Source organism: Streptomyces sp. NPDC051578, from assembly GCF_044454045.1.
In the GTDB taxonomy this organism is placed as follows: Bacteria; Actinomycetota; Actinomycetes; order Streptomycetales; family Streptomycetaceae; genus Streptomyces.
Window position 1 is genome coordinate 405,191 of sequence record NZ_JBITDH010000005.1, and the last position, 16,860, is coordinate 422,050.

The following is a 16,860-nucleotide window of genomic DNA, read 5'->3' on the forward strand; positions in this document are numbered from 1 at the left end:
CCCTCCTGCTCCGGTGCGGACTTCCGCCGGAAATGTGGACACCGGATATGCGGACGGTTCACTCGGCGCCGGTAGAAGATGAATCGAAGGGGATGGAACGTGATTCTGGAAAGCGCCCTTGTCACCTACTACGAGGAGATCCGCGCCGCGCTGAGGGACCTGCTCGGCCGCGGGGAAAACACCGGGAGCGGTGATTTCACCCCGGGCGTCGAACTTCCCGAACTGACTCCGGCGATGCGGGAGTACCTTTCGGTGTCCGGTGTGAGGCACGCGCCGATGGGGGACTACCGCGGCAAGAGCCTGTCGCTGCTCGACCTGACGGGGAACCCGGCGACCCTGACGACGAAGACCTTCGCGTCGCTCATCATCGTCGCACGAGCCGTCAGATACATCCAGGACACCGGTGAACGCATCACCATAGTCACACCGTCGTCGGCCAACAAGGCCACGGCCATGCGCGACGCCGTACTGCGCGCCGTCAACACCGGTCTGGTCACCGCCGAACAGCTCAACGTCGTCGTGGTCGTCCCCGAGCGCTCGGTCGCCAAGCTGCGCAGCTCGGAGCTGTTCACCGACCCGCTGCTGCGCGACCGCAACCCCGTCTGCGTGTACCGGGGCGAGCAGCCCGGCACGGTGAAGACCATCGCCCGCGGCCTGGTGGACAACGACCGCGAGTTGATGGAGACGGAGCGCAAGACCCACCTCTGGTACACGCTGCAACTGGAGAACTACCTCGCTGCGGACGTGGTCCGGGCCTTCGCCGAGGCCGAGCACTTCCCCCCGGCCGCCGACCGCCCCCGCCTGCACGCCCACGCCGTGTCGAGCGCCTACGGCCTCCTCGGGCACGCCTACGGGCGGAGCATCCTCCCCGAGGCCGACCGCGCGCGCTCACTGCCCTCGCGCTACTTCCTGGTGCAGCACCTCGGGGCGCCCGACATGGTGCTGAGCCTGTACAACGACGGAACCGTCGACGAGGCCCATCGGCCCGCGTACGTCCACCGCCCGCAGGACGGCATGTACGTACAGGAGCAGGACCCGCACTTCCCGGCCGTCACCTTCGACCCGTACGAGACGCTCGACCCGACCTTCTACACGCGCAACCCGCCCACCTCGGCCCGGATGAACGAACTGATCGGCCGGCAGGGCGGCGGCGGCATCGTCGTCTCCCTCGCCGAGTGCCTCCAGCGCTACGGACAGGCCCGGACCCTGCTCGGCGCGGCGGGCGTCCAACTGCCCGCCAACCCGACCGCGGTGCGGGAATGGTCCCTCACCATGGCCGTCGTCGGCGTCCTCAACGCGGTCGACCGCGGACTGGTCACGGAGGACGACATACTCGTCCACGGCTCCGGGAGCTACTCCGCAGGCGACTTCGACCCCCTCACCCTGCGCGATCTGCACGCGGTCCAGGACGCCGAGTCGCTGCGACACGTGGTGCTCGACGCGACGGTCCTGTGACCCGCCCGGACGCCGCCGCGCGCTCCCCACTGCCCCGGAGGCTCTGGATGCACGCGGCCTACCACTGGCGCAACAGCGGGAACCGCCTGCTCACCTCCGCGCGCACCGCCTGGGACACCCGGGACGCCGCCGTCTTCCCGAGCGTCAGCTCGGACCTCGGCGGGATGTCCGTCAGCTACTCCGGTCTGGCCGAAGGCATCGCCTACACGCTGGAGTTCACCGAACTGCGCCGGGAGGGCGAGGGCCGGTCCGCGCAGCGCACCACGACCACGGTCCGGGGCTCGCAGCTGCGCGAACCCTCGCGGTTCGCGGACGCGGACATCGCCATCGTCGGCACCAGCGCCGCCAGGGCGCGCAAGCTGCCCGCCACGGCGTCGTTGATCGTCCCCATGCGGGTGCACTTCGTCATCGACTTCGACCACCACGACGGCTCCGGCGCCCCTGCGGCGGCCCCGCAGATCTCCAAGCGCGAGCGCGCGCAGTTCCGCAGTGGCCTGCGCCGGCACGCCTGGACCTGGGCCGAGGAGCGCAGCCCCGAGTGGTTCGACGTCTTCTACGACCGTGTCTACCGCGCCACCATGCAAAAGCGCCATGGCACGCGCGAGCGCACCGAGAGCAAGGAGGTCTCCTACGAGGCCCTCTTCCGGCGCGGCCGCATGTTCGTCCTCTCCCAGGACGCGGAACGCGTCGGCGGAGCGCTGTGCCACTGGGACAGGCGCTCGGGAACCCTGACCCTGCGCCTGCTCGGCGTACTGGACGGAGCGCAGCAGCACCTCGACAGCGGCGCCTTCAAGGCCATCTACCACTTCCTGATCGGCTGGTGCGCCGAAAACGGGGTGCGGCGGCTCGACTTCCAGGGCACGGAACCCTTCCTCAGCAAGGGCACCTACCAGTGGAAGCGGCGGTTCGGCACGCGCGTCGTCCTTCCCCCGAACCACTTCGGCAGCAAGCGGCTCTGGTTCCACGTACGCCGCGACACCCCCGAGGTCCGCGACTACCTGGTGGCCAACCCGATGCTCGCCGAGAGCGGCGACGGCCGCCTGGAGGCCGTCTACTTCCACGACGCCGAGCGTCCCGCGCGTCTGGACTACTCGGCGAACTCCCCGGGGGTGAGCGGGATCAGGCACATCGACCTGGACTCCTTCCTCGCCTCCGTCCCCAGCACCTCCGACCGGAAGGCACGCGTATGAGCGCCCCGTGGTACGGAGCCGAGGCCCCGCCCCTCGGCACGCGGCTCGACCTGACGACGGTGCGCCGGGAACTGCTCCGGCTGGACGAGGGGGAGTACGCCCACGTCGTCCCGTCGGGCGTCTCGATGCGCCCGGTCTTCCTGCCCGCTTCCTCCTACGACGAACTGTTCACGGCGGGCCGGTCCCTGCTGCGGCTGCTGCGCCGGGCGCTCCTGGAGTCCGCGCCCACCGCGGCCGGCCGCATCGCGGCGCTCGGCGCCGACGAGGCGATGTACCCGCTCTTCATGGACGACCCGGCGGAGGAGGCGTACGCCACCTGCATCGCGCGGCCCGACGTCATGGTGGGTGCGACCGGCCCGAAGTTCGTCGAGTTCAACATCGGCTCGGGGATCGGTGGCGTGGTGGACACCTCGCTGCACTCGGCAGCATGGACGGCGGCGTTCGGCGGAGCCGACCGTGCGCCCTTCAAGGCCGTCGACCCGCTCACCGTCCGCGACGACCTCTTCCTGCGCGCCGTCCGCGACCTGGAGGTGAAGCCGGCCGTCGCGATCGTCGGCACCCTGCGGGACCTCGGAGGGCGGCCCAGCCGCTACTTCGAACTCCAAGCGGAGTCGCTGCGCCGCCGCGGCGTGGACGCCGAGTTCTTCGAGCCCGAGGAACTGGCCGACGGGCTCGGGCTGCCGGGCAACCCCCGCTTCCAGCTGGGTCTGCGTCACTTCACCGTACTGGAGTGGCGCGAGCACGGCATCGACTTCGCCCCGGTGCGCGCCGCCCTCGACGCCGGCTGCAAGCTGATCGCCAGCCAGACGGCCTACCTGATCGCCAACAAGAAGGTGCTCGGCTGGATCTCGGAGGGCCTGCCGTGGATGACCGCCCAGGACCGGGACGACGTCGAACGCTACCTGCCCTGGACGCGGGTGACCGGTGAGCGCGGCGTCTCATGGCGCGGAACCACGTGGCCGCTCCCCGAACTCCTGCTCTCCTCGCCCGAGGAGTTCGTACTCAAGCCGGCCATCGGCATGAGCGGCCAGCAGGTCCTCGTCGGACGCCACTGCCCGCAGGAGGAGTGGCGCCGTGCGGTGGCGGCGGCGGTGGCCGCCGAAGACCACATCGTGCAGGAGTACGTGGAACCCGCGCCGTACCTGATGGAGTTCACCGGCTCCGCTTCCGGCGACGGATCCGGCGCCGACACCTACGAGGCCGAGATCATCCCCGTGTTCAGCCCCTTCCTCTTCGACGGGCAGGACGCCGGCTGCATGGTGCGCTACCTCCCTCCCCAGGACCGGGGAATCGTCAGCGTCCACGGCACCGGCGCCCTTTCGAACGTCGCCTTCGCGGTGCGTTGACCGCCGCCACCCCCCACCCCGACATCCCAAGGAGACACCCCGTGCACCGCACCATGATGAAGTCCAAGATCCACCGTGCCACCGTCACCCAGGCTGACCTGCACTACGTCGGCTCGGTGACCGTCAGCGCCGACCTGCTGGAGGCGGCGGACCTGCTGCCGGGGGAGAGGGTCGACATCGTCGACATCGACAACGGCGCCCGCCTCTCCACCTACGTCATCGAAGGCCCCCGCGACTCGGGCGTCATAGGCATCAACGGCGCCGCGGCCCGTCTCATCAGCCCCGGCGACCTCGTCATCCTCATCGCCTACGCCTCCGTCACCGACGACGAGGCCCGCGAGCTCAAGCCGCGCGTCGTCTTCGTCGACCACGACAACAAGGTGCTCACCGAGGGAACCGACCCCGCGGACGTCCCGGCCGGTTACGGCCTGGAGCGCGGCGACCAGCTCACCCGCTGACGACGACCAGGAAGCGTGAACAGGATGAGCGAGAACCAGCTGATCACCTGGATCTACCACTCGGAGGACTACGACCCGGGAGAGGTGGACGCGTTCGAGGAGAGCATCACCCGCAGGTACTCGGCGCTGGGAGCCCCCCGCGGCTTCGACTTCCGGGTGATCAGTGCGACGGAACTGATCCCGTCCTGCGTCGGGAAGCCCGCGCTGCGCCACCGCGGCAAAGACCTGCTGGAACAGCGGCAGTGCTACATCGTCGAGGACATGAGCACGGACGCCCAGGGCACGCACGCGCTGCGGGCCATCTACCGCACCATCGCGGCCAGCGATTCGGTGCTGCTGAACCGGTCCTTCACGGGCCCGGACTACCTTGAGCGGGACAAGCTCGCGCTGATCCAGCACGCGGCCGCCCTCGGCGTCCCGACCATCGCCACGGTGGGCGTGCCCCCCGGCAAGTACGCGAGGCGCGCCATAGGCGAAGCCCGGGAGGCCCTCGGGACGGAGCGGTTCGTGGTCAAGCCCCGTGAACTGTCCGGCGGTACCGGCGTCCTGCGCGCGGACTCCGACCAACAGCTCGCGGCGGCCATCGACATCGTCGCCCAGAGCGACGCCGGATACGTCATCCAGCCCTACCTCGCCCACCACGGCGACATGCGGGTCTACGTGGCGGATGGCAAGGTCGTCTGCTCGCTCACCAGGAGGCCGCGCAAGGACGGCTACCTCGCCAGCGTCAGCCAGGGCGGCTCCATCGAGGTGAACGAGGACCACGAGCTGGTCGCCGGGCACTGCGAACGCATAGCCGGCAGCCTGTCGGCCGAGTGGATGTGCGTCGACTGGCTGATGACCGACGAGGGCCCGGTGCTGAACGAGTGGAGCACCGCGCACGGCGGCTTCACGATGATGCCGGAACCCGAGCGGACCCAGGTCGCGGACGCCTTCTTCGGCTGGATCGCCCGCAAGGCGGCCGCGGCCGCCTGAGCCCGCGCCCCGGGCGGAGCCGTCCGGCAGGGGGCGCGTGCGCCGTGACACCGGCCCGCGAGGGGCGCCGGCGCCCCCGGTCGGGACCTCGCGGGCGGCAGGCCGCATACTCGGTGATCGTCGTCGCGGGCATGGCCGCGGCGGAGGGCATGCCCGGCGCTCCGGGCCGGAAGGTTGATGGGGGACATGAAGGACACGAACGAACTGGCCGTACCGGAAGAGGTGGACAGCCCTGCTCTGCGTCCGCAGCCGAGCGGAGGCCTGGCGCAGTGGCTGCTGCGGCACCGGGTACAGCCGGTCGGGCCGGCGTCCGGCGAGGGGCACAACGAGCCGCACGCCTGGTGGAAGGTGATGTGCCTGACCGGCGTCGACTACTTCTCCAGCCTGGCCTACGTACCGGCGATCGCCGCGCTCGCGGCCGGTGCCGTCTCCCCGCTGGCCACGCTGGTGATCGTCGTGCTGACCCTCCTCGGCATGCTGCCGATGTACCGGCGCGTGACCCGCGAGAGCCCTCACGGCGCGGGCTCGGTGGCCATGCTGGAGGACCTGCTGCCCTTCTGGCGGGGCAAGTTGTTCGTGCTGGTCCTGCTCGGCTTCGTCGCGACCTCGTGGGTCATCACCATCACCCTGTCGGCGGCCGACGCCTCCGTGCACGTCGTCGAGAACCCGTTCTTCCCGCAAGCCCTGCACGGCCACGAGGTGGCCATCACGGTCGCAATGCTGCTGCTGCTCGGCGGCGTGTTCCTGCTCGGGTTCAGCGAAGCCGTCAGCGTGGCCATCCCCTTGGTCGCCGTCTTCCTGCTCCTCAACGCGGTGACCATCGGCGTCGGTGCGTTCGACGTGTTCACCACCCCCGGAGCCTGGTCGTCCTGGACGGACGCCCTCGTCGCGGGCGGAGGCGGCTTCGGCGACCTGGTCGGCCCGGCACTGCTGGCCTTCCCCCTGCTCGTCCTCGGCCTGTCCGGGTTCGAGACCGGGGTGAGCATGATGCCGCTCGTCGCCGCCGAGGGCGCGGAGCCCGAGGAGCGCCTGCAGTCCCGGATCCGCAACACCCGCAAGCTCCTGACCACCGCCGCGCTCGTGATGAGCGTCTACCTGCTGGCCGCCAGCTTCGTCACCACGGTCCTCATCCCGCACAAGGAGTTCGAGGCCGGCGGCGCGGCGAACGGCCGTGCGCTGGCCTGGCTCGCCCACGAACACGTCGGAGAGGCCTTCGGCACCGTCTACGACATCAGCACCATCCTGATCCTGTGGTTCGCGGGTGCCTCGGCCATGGCGGGGCTGATCAACATCGTGCCCCGCTACCTGCCCGACTACGGGATGGCCCCCGAATGGGGACGCGCGGTGCGGCCGGTGGTACTCGTCTACACCGTCCTGTGCGTCGGCATCACCATCGCCTTCGACGCCGACGTCAACGCCCAGGCCGGTGCTTACGCCACCGGCATCCTCGCCATGATGGTCTCCGGCGCCTTCGCCGTCACCGTCTCGGCGCTGCGCCGCCGCCAGCGCGCCACGACCGCGGGCTTCGCGGTCCTGACCGCCGTCCTGCTCTACGCACTGGTCGCCAACATCGTCGACAAGCCCGACGGCATCACCATCTCGGGGATGTTCATCGCCGGCATCGTCGTCGTGTCCCTGATCTCCCGCGTCTCGCGCACCACCGAACTGCGGGCCGACCGGATCGTCTTCGACGAAGCCGCCCGCCGGTTCATCACCGACACCCTCGCCCACGACAACGCCATCAACATCATCGCCAACCGCCGGGAGGCGGGGGACGGGGCGGAGTACGCGGGCAAGGAACGCGAACAGCGCGGCACCAACCCGGTCCCCGGACCGGCCGACGTCATCTTCCTGGAGATCGACGTCGTGGACCCCTCCGACTTCAGCGAGACCCTCACCGTCCGCGGTGTCGAGGTCGACGGGTACCGGATCCTGCGAGCCGAGGCGCCCGCCGCGCCGAACGCCATCGCGGCGATCCTCCTCGCCCTGCGCGACACGACGGGAGTCAGGCCGCACTGCTACTTCGCCTGGGCGGAGGGCAGCCCGCTGCGGCACATGTTCCGTTACTTCCTGCTCGGCAGGGGCGACACCGCCCCCGTCACCCGCGAGATCATCCGCAAGCACGAGCCGCGTCCGGAACGGCGCCCGGGCATCCACGTCGGCGACTGAGGAACCGGCCCGGCCGGCCGGGGGGCCGCACGGGTGCACGCCGGGGGCCACTCGGCGCTTGCGGACGCCGTCGCGGGGGCATGTCCCTTACGTCCGGGGGCGGGAGGCCGATCCACGGACGGGATGTGAGAGGAAGGGATCGTGACCGATTTCAACTCGCTGGAACCCGTGGCGACGTTCTGCGGCAAGTGCGACTGCGGCTGCCCGCAGTTGTTCGTCGACGAGTCGGCGCCCGCGGAGCGGCGCATCGTCATCACCGACGACTTCGGTCAGCGCGTGGAGATGAGCGCGGACCAGTTCGGCTCCCTGATCGAGGACGCGAAGGCGGGCAGGCTCGACGCCGCTGCCCTCGCCTGACGACCGTCAAGGGCCGTGCCGCCCCGCCCGGGGCGGCACGGCTCCCCTCTGCGGCGACGGAGACGGGGACGGACCGCCGGGAACACGGATCCGGCCCGGGGCCGGCACCGGAGCCGGGCGGGTGACCCGACCGGCGGCATGCGGGTGCTTGCGCACCCCGGGGTGGAATGGATCCGGCGGCGGGCGGCCGGGCCGACCGCCAGTGGCGTCCTGACCCCGGGAGGAACCCCTCATGTACGCATTCGCCGTCGAAGCCTTCGGTGAGCCGCCCGCCCTGCGGGAGGTACCCGCGCCGGAGCCGGGCCCCGGCGAGGTGCTGATCAAGGTGCGGGCCGCTTCGGTCAACCCCATCGACTGGAAGATCGCCGACGGTCAACTCGCCCGCCCGGGCGTCACCTTCGCCTTCCCCCTGGTCCTCGGCTTCGACGTGGCCGGCCAGGTGACCGCCGCCGGGGACGGCGCCGGGTTCCAGGTCGGCGCGGAGGTCTTCGGCATGCGCCGCCCCGCGACCATCGCGCAGCACCCGTACGGCTCGTACGCCCCGTACATGACCGCGTCCATCGAGACCGCCGCCCTGGCGGAGCGCCCCGAGGACCTGGACGTCCTCTCGGCGGCGGCCCTCCCCATGACCGGCGGGACCGCGCTCGCGCTCACCCGTTGGCTGGACCCCCGGGAGGGTGAATCCCTGCTCGTGGTCGGGGCGGCCGGCGGTGTCGGCTCCTACGTCGTGCAGCTGGCCGCGGCCCGCGGGGCGCGGGTGGTCGCGGTCGCCGCCGGCCGGGACCACGACTACGTCCGCGGCCTCGGCGCCGCCGAGGTCGTCGACTACCGCACCGCCGACGTCGCCGACGCCGTCCGCGCGGGTCATCCCGGCGGTGTCGACGCCGCACTCGACCTGGTGGACGGCCGGGACCTGGTGGCCGGCCGGATCGCGCCACTGCTGCGCGACGGCGGGCGGCTGGCCAGCACGCTCTTCGCCGCCGACCCCGACGCCCTGGCGGCCCGGGGCGTGCGCGGCGTCAACTTCAACTACGACGCCACCGTCTCGGACATGGAGGAACTCGCCCGGCTCGTGACCTCCGGCCGGCTCCGGGTCCCCGAGACGACCACGTACCCGTTCTCCGCCATGGGCGAGGTCTACGCCGCCTCCACCGCCGGTCACGTACGGGGCAAGATCACCGTCACCACCGAGGAGTGAGGCGGCGTCCGGCCGCCGCCGGCCCGGCCTGTGCTCACACCCGCCGCCAGCGGGGGCGGCCGTCCGCGGCGGCGGGCCCGGGCGCCGGTTCGGGGCCGCGCAGGTGCAGGTCGCGCACCGTGGCCGCGGTCTCCCGCTGGAAGTGCTCCCAGGACACCAGCCGCAGCCACGTCGGATCCGGCCGGTTGGGCACGGTGGCCCCGCGGGCCGCCCACTCCCGGGCCAGTTCGTCGAACAGCGGTGCGGACCCGGCGGCGTGCGACGGCTGGCGGGGCACGAACAAACTGCGGACGCCGTCGTCCGCAGCCCGGTGCCGCGCCGAGGTGGTGGGCGTGGAGTGCGTCGTCGTCATGCCTGCGAAAACGATTCACCGGCCCACCGGACACGCCCGCCCCGGGATCGCCGGGCCGACGCGACCACACCGGCCGACGCGACCACGCCGAACGGCACGCGACCACGCCGGGCCGACGCCGCTTCGCCGGACCGCTCAGCGGCAGAGGGCCTCGACGTCCCGGACGTACCCCGGGAACTCGGCCCTCGCGCCGAGCACGATCTCGCGGGCCAGCCGGCGCGGCGTGGTCGCGTGCCGCTCGGCGAGTTCGGCGAGGACCGGGTCCGGACGGCCCGCGAGGTCGTCGTACTCCACCGCCTCCATCGGCCCGATGCCGTCCGCCGGCACCCACGGGAAGTCGGACAGGCTCCCGGCCACGACACCGCAGGCCCCCTCCGACCCCATGAACACCACGGGCTGCTCGACGAGGGGGTGCCCGGGGCGCACGCACCACAGGGCCGGCCCGCCCGTGCCGTCCTGGCCGAAGACGCGGTACGCGCCGCCGTCCAGGCCGGGGTTGCCCGTCCGGCTCCGCAGCCAGTCGGTGGTCTCTTCCGCGGAGTCGAAGGCGGCGTAGGGCTCGAAGTCGATCCCGTTGCCCTCGTCGTGGCCGAACTCCGTCGCCGCCACCTCGGCGAGGGCGGGCGGGAGACCGCGGTCGTCGTCAGGCGTCGTCGTCCGTGCAGGGTAACCACCGCCCCGACAGGGACGGTGGCCCTCACGGGTCGCGCAGGGCCACCGCCGCGCAGTGGCCCTCCGGGACCAGGGCGTCGGTCAGGGACCACCCCGGCATGCGGGCCGGGACGGGGCCCGTGCCCACGTAGTCCGCCGCCGGGTTCTCCGACAGGCCCACCCCGAGCCCCTTGAGGTAGGCCTCCTTGCGGGTCCACACCCGGGTGAAGGCCAGCGAGCGGTCCCCCGCCGGGAGGGCGGCCAGCTCGGCCGCCTCCCTGGGGTGCAGGACGTCGGCCGTCTCCGCGATCGACTGCGGCAGGACCAGCTCCTCCACGTCCACCCCGACCGGGGCGGTCGCGAAGGCCAGCAGGCTGATCCCGGTGCAGTGCGAGAGGGAGAAGTGCAGGGCCCCGCCCGGCAGCACGGGCCGCCCGTGCGGCTCGTCGCAGTGCGTGCAGGGCGCCCTTTCCACGACCACCTCGCGCGCCGGCATGCCCAGGTAGGCGCCGAGCAGCCGGCGCAGCGCCACATGGGCGCACACGTAGCTGTCGCGGTCCGCGGCCCGGACGAACTCCGCCGCGCGGGCCAGTTCCTGCGCGTCCAGGGTGCCGGGTGCGTGCCGGGCCGCGTGCACCCGGTAGGCGGTGGTGTCCACGAGCCACAGCTGCGGACTCGCCGCCACCAGGACGGCCTGGGCCGCCCCCGGCCCGGGACCCGACAGCGGCGTCGGTACGAGAAGTCGAGCAGTGCCCGATTGCAGCTCACTCATCGCAGCCACCTCCCTATACGGCCGCGGGGACGGGGAGCTCCACCGGGGCGGGCTCCTCCTCCTTCGCGGGGTGCCGCAGCGCCATGACGGCCGCGAGCGGCGAGACGAACGCGATGGCCCCGCACAGCAGCCAGGTGGTCTGCACGCCGAGGGCCAGGGACAGCGAGCTGAACACGGCGATGGAGATCGGGGCAGTGCCGATCCCGGAGAGGGAGAGCGTCGACATCGCGGCGCCCATCCGTTCCTCGGGGGCCGACTGCTGGTACAGCGTGACGATGGCCGGCCCGTTCAGGCCGGACAGCAGGCCGACCCCGGCGGCGACCGCGGTGAGGGAGGCCACGGACGGCATGAGGGCCATCACCAGGATCCCGGCGGCCAGTCCCGCACCGGTGACGACGAGCCGCACGAACATCGGGATCCGGTGTGCCATGGCCGCGCCCACCGCGCTGGAGCCGAGGGCGCCCACGCTGAACGCCGCCAGGACCACACCCACCGCGCCGACCCCCCAGCCGCGTTCGGAGACCAGCAGCGGCAGCGCGACCTCGGCCGGCCAGCTGAACGCCATGTCCAGGCACAGAGCGGCCACGAACATCCAGCGCAGCCTGGGGTGCCGGGCCAGCAGCCGGAAGCCGTCCCCGGAGCGCTTGACCAGGGACACCCCGGGCTCGGGCGCGGGCCGGACGAAGCCGTGCGTGACGTGCAGCAGGCAGCCGAGCCAGATCGCGCCGGTGACGGCCCCGACGAGCATCGCCAGCCACAGTTCCCCGACGGTGATCAGGAACGCGCCGGCCGGGGCCCCGAGGATCGGCGCGACCCGCAGCACCATGGAGTAGAGGGAGTTGGCCCGGGCGAGCTGCTCACCCCGGGCGAACATCGGCAGCAGCACCCCGGAGGCCGGACCGGCGAGGCCCAGCAGGATCCCCTCGACGAGGGCGATCACCACCAGCGGCCACAGCTGGTGGGTCGTCGCGGTGACCACCGCCCCGGCGCCGAGCACCGCGACTCGGGCGGAGGTGGTCCGCAACAGGACGAAGCGCGGGCCGAGGGTGTCGGCCACCGCCCCGCCGAAGATCAGCATCAGCGCCCGGGGGACGGTGGCGGCCAGGGTCAGCAGGGTGACCGCACCGGTGCCGCCCAGCTGGACGGCGGTCCAGTTCATGGCGATGAGCAGGGCGAAGCTGCCGAGTTGGACGGCGGCCTGGCCACCGACCAGGGAGCTCACACGGCCCCACTGGACCGTGGGGGCCGCGGTGGGCGTCTGTACGGGGGTTTCCATGGTGAACCTGTTCTGGGTGAGGGGCGGGTGAGCGGTACGGGACGGAGGGACTGCGGTACGGGACTGCGTGCGCGGGCGGCCCGGTCAGCGGGCGCGCCGCAGGGCGGCCGCTACGGCGCGTTCCGCCGCCCGCGCCAGATCCCCCGCGCGGACCCCGGCAGGGCCGCGCAGGGCGAGGTGGCCGCCGAGGTGGCCGAGTCCCGCCCGGGCCAGGGCCCGCGAAGCGGCGGCGGCGCCGGCGGCGCAGGCGGGGGCGGCCGTGACCCCGGGGAGCTCGGAGAGCCGGAACCGCGCCCGCACCGGGCGCGGCCGCCGCCCGTAGGGCCGTCCGCTCCCGGCCCGCAGCGGCCCGGGCCGCAGCCGCCCGGGCCGACGGGCGGACCCGGAGCGGGCCGTCACGACCGCTCCCCGGCCGGCACGGACCGCGAGGTTCGCGGTGCGGGGGTCTCCGGTCCGGCGGCGCCGGGCGACCACAGGTCCTCCGGGTCCAGGTCGACGACCCGGTACTTGCCGACGGCGCTCACCAGCAGGCGGGTCTCCAGCGCCAGTGCCCGCACCAGCCGGACCAGGCCTTCCCGCGGATCCTCGTCCACCGCGAGCAGCGCCGCCCGGCCCAGGCCCACGGCCGTCGCCCCGAGCGCCAGTGCCCGCACCGCGCGACCGCCTTCCCAGATCCGGCCCGTGGCGAGCAGGTCCCCGGCCGGGGTGCCGATCCGGCGCAGGCACTCCCCGAGCGGCAGGCCGACCTGGTCGAGGAAGACGCGGGGCGCCCAGCCGGTGCCGCCCTCGGCGCCGTCCACCGTCACCGCGTCGGCGCCCGCCGCCCACGCGGTGGCCGCGGCCCGCGCGATGTCCCGGCCGGGATGGAACTTCACCCAGGTGCGGGCCAGCGGGAAGTTGTTCCGCATGAACCGCAGCTGCTGGCGGACGATCTCCTCGGTGAAGGTGCCCGGGGTCGCGCACCGCAGCAGCCGGCCGCGCTCGCCCAGCAGGTCCCGGACGGTGAACTGCCCGGCCAGCCGCTCGCCTTCGCCGGCGCCGACCACCGTCATCCCGCCCAGTCCCGGCTTCGCCCCCTGGCCCACCTTCAGCTCGAAGCCGAGGCGGCCGGAGTCCCGCAGTGCCCGTGTGCCCGGGTCGCTGTAGAGGAGGTTCCACACCTCCGAGTCGGCGTCCTCGGTCGACTGCTGCACCACCACGCCGCCGACGCCGTCCGCGACGCTCTCCGCGTACGCCGTGATCCGCTCCAGCAGCGCCGACCGCATGCCGTCGCCGCCACGGGAGTACCCGTGCACCGGCACCATGTTCTCGCCGATCACCATCGGGATGCCGAGCCGCGCCGCCTGCCGGCCCGCCGCCACCCCGAGGTCCCCGCTGCCCGCCCGGGTGGACCCGAACGCCGACAGGTAGAGCGGCAGCTCAGCGACGAAGCCGCCGACGGTCGTGCGCAGGTCCACGTCCTCGTACGAGGGCTCCCGCCCCAGCTCGATCAGCTTCTCCAGCCGCCGCGGCATGAACACCGGCGGTACGAGCCGCAGTTCGTCCAGCGGGTCCGGCGGGTCCGGTGCCCCCTGGGCCGCGGCCCCGTACAGCTGCGCGCCGTAGGAATCCGCGGCCGGGAACACCTCGGCCGTGCCCGCGCGGGCCCGGGACCGTACCGCCTGCTCGGGGAAGCCCGCCGCGCCCAGTGCCCCGCTCACGGCGCGATCACCCCCGGCAGCTTCGGGTAGGCGCTGACCTGCCACAGTGCGTCCAGCCCGGTCAGGAACCGGACCAGGCGCTGCAGGCCCATGCCGAAGCCGGCGCTGGCCTCGATGCCCTCACGGGCGAGCTCCAGGTACCAGGCGTACTTCGCCGGGTTCTCCCCGCTCTCCCGCATCCGCGTGACGATCGCCGCGTAGTCGGACTCGCGCTCGCTGCCGCTGACCAGCTCCCCGTAACCGCCGTGGGCGATCAGGTCGAAGTTGCGCAGTACGCCCGGGCGTTCGGGGTCCTCGCGGTCGTAGAAGCCGCGCGAGCCCTTGGGGTAGTCGTTGATGAAGAACGGCCGGTCGGCCTCCAGCGAGAGCACCTTCTCGCCCTCCCAGTCGATCTCCGCGTCAGGGCTCTGCGGGTGGCCCCGGCCCAGCAGGCGGGCCACCGCCTCCTCGTGGGTGCAGGAGTCGAACTTGCCCTGCCGGAGCTCGGTGAAGTCCAGTTCCTCCCGGCCCAGTTCGCGCAGCACGTCCGGTACCGCCGTCCACACGTGGTCCACCACGTGCGTCAGCAGCCCCGCCGCGATCTCCTGCACCTGGTGGCGCGTGGCGCCGGCCATCTCCACGTCGATCTGGTGGAACTCCACCAGGTGCCGCCCGGTGGACGCCGTCTCCGGCGGCTCCACGCGGACGTTCGGCGCGATGTAGAACAGGCGGGGGAACCCCTCCAGCGAGGCCTGCTTGTAAAGGATCGCGCTGGTCATCAGCTTGTACGGCGCGCCGTAGTAGTCGACGTCCAGGGCCTTGGCGCCCCGGCCGCCCGGGTCCGTGACCGGGCCGACCAGCGGCGGCAGCAGTTCCACGAAGCCCTCGCCGCGCAGGAACGCGCGCGCCGCGTACAGGGCTTCCTGCTGCACCAGCATCGCGGAGCGCAGCCGCGGCGAGCGCAGGTGTTCACCGAGCGGGGGAGGGGTCTGGATCTCCATGTCGACTCCTGTCGAGATCGGGTGGGTCGGTATGCCGAGGGGTGGGAAGGGGCCCTGCGCGGGCCGGTTCACGTGGCGGTCTCGCCCTCGTCGAAGCGCCGGGCCAGGCCGTGGAGGGCCGCGAGCAGCCCGTCCGATGTCATCGGTGTGCGCCCGCCGGACCCGGAGTACGGTGCGACCGGCATCGCGCCGACCTCCGACCACCGCAGCCGCCCGTCGGGGCCGACGAAGCTGCGCGAACGGCCCGCGTTGTCCGGGTGCAGGCAGTACGGGACGTCCAGCACGCCGCGCGCGAAGGCCGTCCGCAGCGAGCGCCCGAGGTCGCCGCCGAACTCCAGCACGGCCTCCACGAAGGCCCGCGCCTCCCGGTAGACCTCGCTGTCCGCGGGGTCCCCGGTCAGGGCCGGGCGCTCGGTCAGCGCGGCGGTCGCCGCCGCCGTCTCCAGCGCCCGTACGTTCTCCTGCACGGTCGGGATCCGGTGGGCCTCCGCGGCGGTCTTCACGATCAGGCGCTGCGCCCCGGCGCGCACGGCCAGCCGCGCGGAGGCCTCCAGCAGCCGGGTGGCACCGCGGGCGGTGCAGGGGAACACCCCCATGTAGGTGTAGAGGACCACGTGCCGGTCCACCGCCGCGGGCAGGAACTCCTCGGCCAGCCGGCCCAGGGCGCGCACCGCCTCGGTGTCCTGGGCGGGGTCGGTCTGCTGCGCGTAGCTGAGGGAGACGGACCGGATGCCGTGCTGCACGAAGAACATGCCCTCCAGCAGGCTCAGTGCCACCAGCAGCCCGGGCGGGCAGAGCTGCCCGAGCATGCAGCCGCCGAAACTCTCCACGTGTGGCGTCCGCGGAGCCGCCGTCAGTGCCGCGAGCAGTTCGCAGCAGCGGGCCCAGTTGTCCACGGACTCGGCGAGCGGGGTCCGGCCGTAGGGCAGGCAGTAGGAGACCGGGCCGCCCTCGGTGGCGTCCAGCCCGGCGGCGGCGAGCGCGCGGACGATGGCCTCGGGGCGAGAGGAGCCGTGGCGGACCTGGACGGGGAACCCGGCGTCCCGGACCCCGTCGAGGAGCGACCGGGTCCGTGCGGTGGGGTGGGTGGCGATCGGGTAGCCGTTGAGCGGTGTGCCCTCGGCCAGGGCGGCGCGGGCGGCGGCGTGGGCGCCGACCCGGGTGTAGCTGTCGATGGTGAGCGTGCCGACGGTGGTGGCGAACGCCGACTTGGTCCGCTCCAGCCCGTCGCGCATCCGGTGCGGATCGCTGAAACCCATCCGGGGCTGGACGACGAGCTGCCCGGCGGCCGCGCAGGCGCCGACGAAGGCACCGAATCCCGCGGCGGCGGCGAAGGAGGGGGCGGCCACGTCCGGTGCGGCGAGCGTGGCGGCGGTCATGCGACGGCCCGCCCACGGGCACCGGCCATGACACCGGCCTCGGCACCGGCCAGGGCGTCGGCGCCGGCAGCGAAACCGGCCGTGGCACCGGCACCGGCCCGGACGCGCGCCCGCGGCAAGCTGCCCAGATAGCTGCGCAGTCGTCCGACGTCGCCGTCGTCGAAGACGGCGTCGAAGCCCGCGTCGAGCAGCCGGCCCCGCTGCCGCGGGTCGGCCTCGCCCGCCACGCCGAGCTTTCCGCCGATGACGACGGGCCCCGTCAGTCCGCGGGCCCGCAGCGCCCTGACGGCGCCGAGCCCGTCCCGGTAGCCGTGCCCGTTGACGCTGCTGACCACGACGAGGTCCGGGTCGCGGTCCGCGCAGACGCCGGCCAGCAGGTCGTCCGGCACGCAGGGCCCCAGGTTGTGGACCCGGTGCCCGAGCTCCTCCAGGAAGAGCTGGAGGTAGACGAGGTTCCAGGTATGGGAATCGGACGCCGTACCCGTCAGCAGGATGTTCACATTCCTTCGTCGCATACCGAGAAATATAGAAAGCGATCGACCGGTCGAGGGGAAGTTCCTGCGGCAGTATGGAGGAATTCCGAAATGGATTTCGAAGAGGGG

At 73.0% G+C, this 16,860-nt stretch carries 17 protein-coding genes; 8 read left to right on the plus strand and 9 right to left on the minus strand.

From position 1 onward, the window contains the following. Window positions 1-99 precede the first annotated feature (99 nt). From ACIA6C_RS23520 to ACIA6C_RS23555, 8 genes are all read left to right on the plus strand, one after another. Window positions 100-1,455 (plus strand): DUF6002 family protein, encoded by a 1,356-nt coding sequence (locus ACIA6C_RS23520; protein ID WP_399278639.1) that lies wholly within the window; start codon window positions 100-102, stop codon window positions 1,453-1,455. 47 nt (window positions 1,456-1,502) lie between these two features. Beyond that, window positions 1,503-2,645 carry a hypothetical protein gene (locus tag ACIA6C_RS23525; protein ID WP_399278641.1) on the plus strand — a complete coding sequence of 381 codons (1,143 nt, stop codon included), beginning with the start codon at window positions 1,503-1,505 and terminating at the stop codon, window positions 2,643-2,645. Further along, entirely contained in the window at window positions 2,642-3,991 is a 1,350-nt protein-coding gene (locus tag ACIA6C_RS23530) for a hypothetical protein (protein ID WP_399278643.1), read from the plus strand. The genes ACIA6C_RS23525 and ACIA6C_RS23530 overlap by 4 nt, the downstream gene beginning before the upstream one ends. Window positions 3,992-4,032: 41 nt before the next feature. Continuing rightward, a complete protein-coding gene (panD, locus tag ACIA6C_RS23535; protein ID WP_399278645.1) occupies window positions 4,033-4,449 on the plus strand; it encodes an aspartate 1-decarboxylase in 417 nt (138 codons plus the stop codon). A gap of 24 nt (window positions 4,450-4,473) precedes the next feature. After that, on the plus strand, window positions 4,474-5,424 hold the full coding sequence (locus ACIA6C_RS23540) for a RimK family alpha-L-glutamate ligase (protein ID WP_399278647.1): 951 nt from the start codon (window positions 4,474-4,476) through the stop codon (window positions 5,422-5,424). Window positions 5,425-5,610: 186 nt separating this feature from the next. Further along, window positions 5,611-7,593 carry an amino acid transporter gene (locus tag ACIA6C_RS23545; RefSeq protein WP_399278649.1) on the plus strand — a complete coding sequence of 661 codons (1,983 nt, stop codon included), beginning with the start codon at window positions 5,611-5,613 and terminating at the stop codon, window positions 7,591-7,593. Between the two features lie 141 nt (window positions 7,594-7,734). Then, window positions 7,735-7,950: a hypothetical protein gene (locus tag ACIA6C_RS23550; RefSeq protein WP_361132120.1), complete on the plus strand. Its 216-nt coding sequence runs from the start codon at window positions 7,735-7,737 to the stop codon at window positions 7,948-7,950. Window positions 7,951-8,182: 232 nt separating this feature from the next. After that, window positions 8,183-9,148 (plus strand): NADP-dependent oxidoreductase, encoded by a 966-nt coding sequence (locus ACIA6C_RS23555; protein WP_366083572.1) that lies wholly within the window; start codon window positions 8,183-8,185, stop codon window positions 9,146-9,148. Between the two features lie 34 nt (window positions 9,149-9,182). Here the strand turns inward: ACIA6C_RS23555 and ACIA6C_RS23560 are convergent, their stop codons facing one another. The 9 genes from ACIA6C_RS23560 to ACIA6C_RS23600 form a co-directional block, all read right to left on the minus strand. After that, window positions 9,183-9,500 (minus strand): hypothetical protein, encoded by a 318-nt coding sequence (locus ACIA6C_RS23560; protein WP_361132114.1) that lies wholly within the window; start codon window positions 9,498-9,500, stop codon window positions 9,183-9,185. Between the two features lie 135 nt (window positions 9,501-9,635). Then, window positions 9,636-10,109 carry an SMI1/KNR4 family protein gene (locus tag ACIA6C_RS23565; RefSeq protein WP_399278651.1) on the minus strand — a complete coding sequence of 158 codons (474 nt, stop codon included), beginning with the start codon at window positions 10,107-10,109 and terminating at the stop codon, window positions 9,636-9,638. Between the two features lie 88 nt (window positions 10,110-10,197). Continuing rightward, window positions 10,198-10,923, minus strand: coding sequence for a 4'-phosphopantetheinyl transferase superfamily protein (locus ACIA6C_RS23570; protein WP_361132108.1), 726 nt, complete (start codon window positions 10,921-10,923; stop codon window positions 10,198-10,200). A 13-nt stretch (window positions 10,924-10,936) separates the two neighbouring features. Further along, a complete protein-coding gene (locus ACIA6C_RS23575) occupies window positions 10,937-12,199 on the minus strand; it encodes an MFS transporter (protein WP_399278654.1) in 1,263 nt (420 codons plus the stop codon). Between the two features lie 84 nt (window positions 12,200-12,283). After that, window positions 12,284-12,598: a hypothetical protein gene (locus ACIA6C_RS23580; protein ID WP_399278655.1), complete on the minus strand. Its 315-nt coding sequence runs from the start codon at window positions 12,596-12,598 to the stop codon at window positions 12,284-12,286. Further along, on the minus strand, window positions 12,595-13,899 hold the full coding sequence (locus tag ACIA6C_RS23585) for a glutamate synthase-related protein (protein ID WP_399278658.1): 1,305 nt from the start codon (window positions 13,897-13,899) through the stop codon (window positions 12,595-12,597). Before ACIA6C_RS23585 ends, ACIA6C_RS23580 begins: the two co-directional genes overlap by 4 nt. Then, window positions 13,896-14,879: an asparagine synthetase A gene (locus tag ACIA6C_RS23590; RefSeq protein ID WP_399278660.1), complete on the minus strand. Its 984-nt coding sequence runs from the start codon at window positions 14,877-14,879 to the stop codon at window positions 13,896-13,898. The genes ACIA6C_RS23585 and ACIA6C_RS23590 overlap by 4 nt, the downstream gene beginning before the upstream one ends. Window positions 14,880-14,947: 68 nt before the next feature. Continuing rightward, a complete protein-coding gene (locus ACIA6C_RS23595; protein WP_399278662.1) occupies window positions 14,948-16,258 on the minus strand; it encodes a methylaspartate mutase in 1,311 nt (436 codons plus the stop codon). Then, complete coding sequence (locus ACIA6C_RS23600; protein ID WP_399278664.1) at window positions 16,255-16,773, minus strand: cobalamin B12-binding domain-containing protein; 519 nt, start codon at window positions 16,771-16,773, stop codon at window positions 16,255-16,257. Before ACIA6C_RS23600 ends, ACIA6C_RS23595 begins: the two co-directional genes overlap by 4 nt. Window positions 16,774-16,860: the final 87 nt, after the last annotated feature.

Bases quoted from the DNA above. Each gene is read 5' to 3' on its own strand.
- ACIA6C_RS23525 (WP_399278641.1), top strand. From the start codon at position 1,503: ATGCACGCGGCCTACCACTGGCGCAACAGCGGGAACCGCCTGCTCACC.
- ACIA6C_RS23530 (WP_399278643.1), top strand. From the start codon at position 2,642: ATGAGCGCCCCGTGGTACGGAGCCGAGGCCCCGCCCCTCGGCACGCGG.
- ACIA6C_RS23540 (WP_399278647.1), top strand. From the start codon at position 4,474: ATGAGCGAGAACCAGCTGATCACCTGGATCTACCACTCGGAGGACTAC.
- ACIA6C_RS23545 (WP_399278649.1), top strand. From the start codon at position 5,611: ATGAAGGACACGAACGAACTGGCCGTACCGGAAGAGGTGGACAGCCCT.
- ACIA6C_RS23555 (WP_366083572.1), top strand. From the start codon at position 8,183: ATGTACGCATTCGCCGTCGAAGCCTTCGGTGAGCCGCCCGCCCTGCGG.
- ACIA6C_RS23560 (WP_361132114.1), bottom strand. From the start codon at position 9,500: ATGACGACGACGCACTCCACGCCCACCACCTCGGCGCGGCACCGGGCT.
- ACIA6C_RS23570 (WP_361132108.1), bottom strand. From the start codon at position 10,923: ATGAGTGAGCTGCAATCGGGCACTGCTCGACTTCTCGTACCGACGCCG.
- ACIA6C_RS23575 (WP_399278654.1), bottom strand. From the start codon at position 12,199: ATGGAAACCCCCGTACAGACGCCCACCGCGGCCCCCACGGTCCAGTGG.
- ACIA6C_RS23590 (WP_399278660.1), bottom strand. From the start codon at position 14,879: ATGGAGATCCAGACCCCTCCCCCGCTCGGTGAACACCTGCGCTCGCCG.
- ACIA6C_RS23595 (WP_399278662.1), bottom strand. From the start codon at position 16,258: ATGACCGCCGCCACGCTCGCCGCACCGGACGTGGCCGCCCCCTCCTTC.
- ACIA6C_RS23600 (WP_399278664.1), bottom strand. From the start codon at position 16,773: ATGCGACGAAGGAATGTGAACATCCTGCTGACGGGTACGGCGTCCGAT.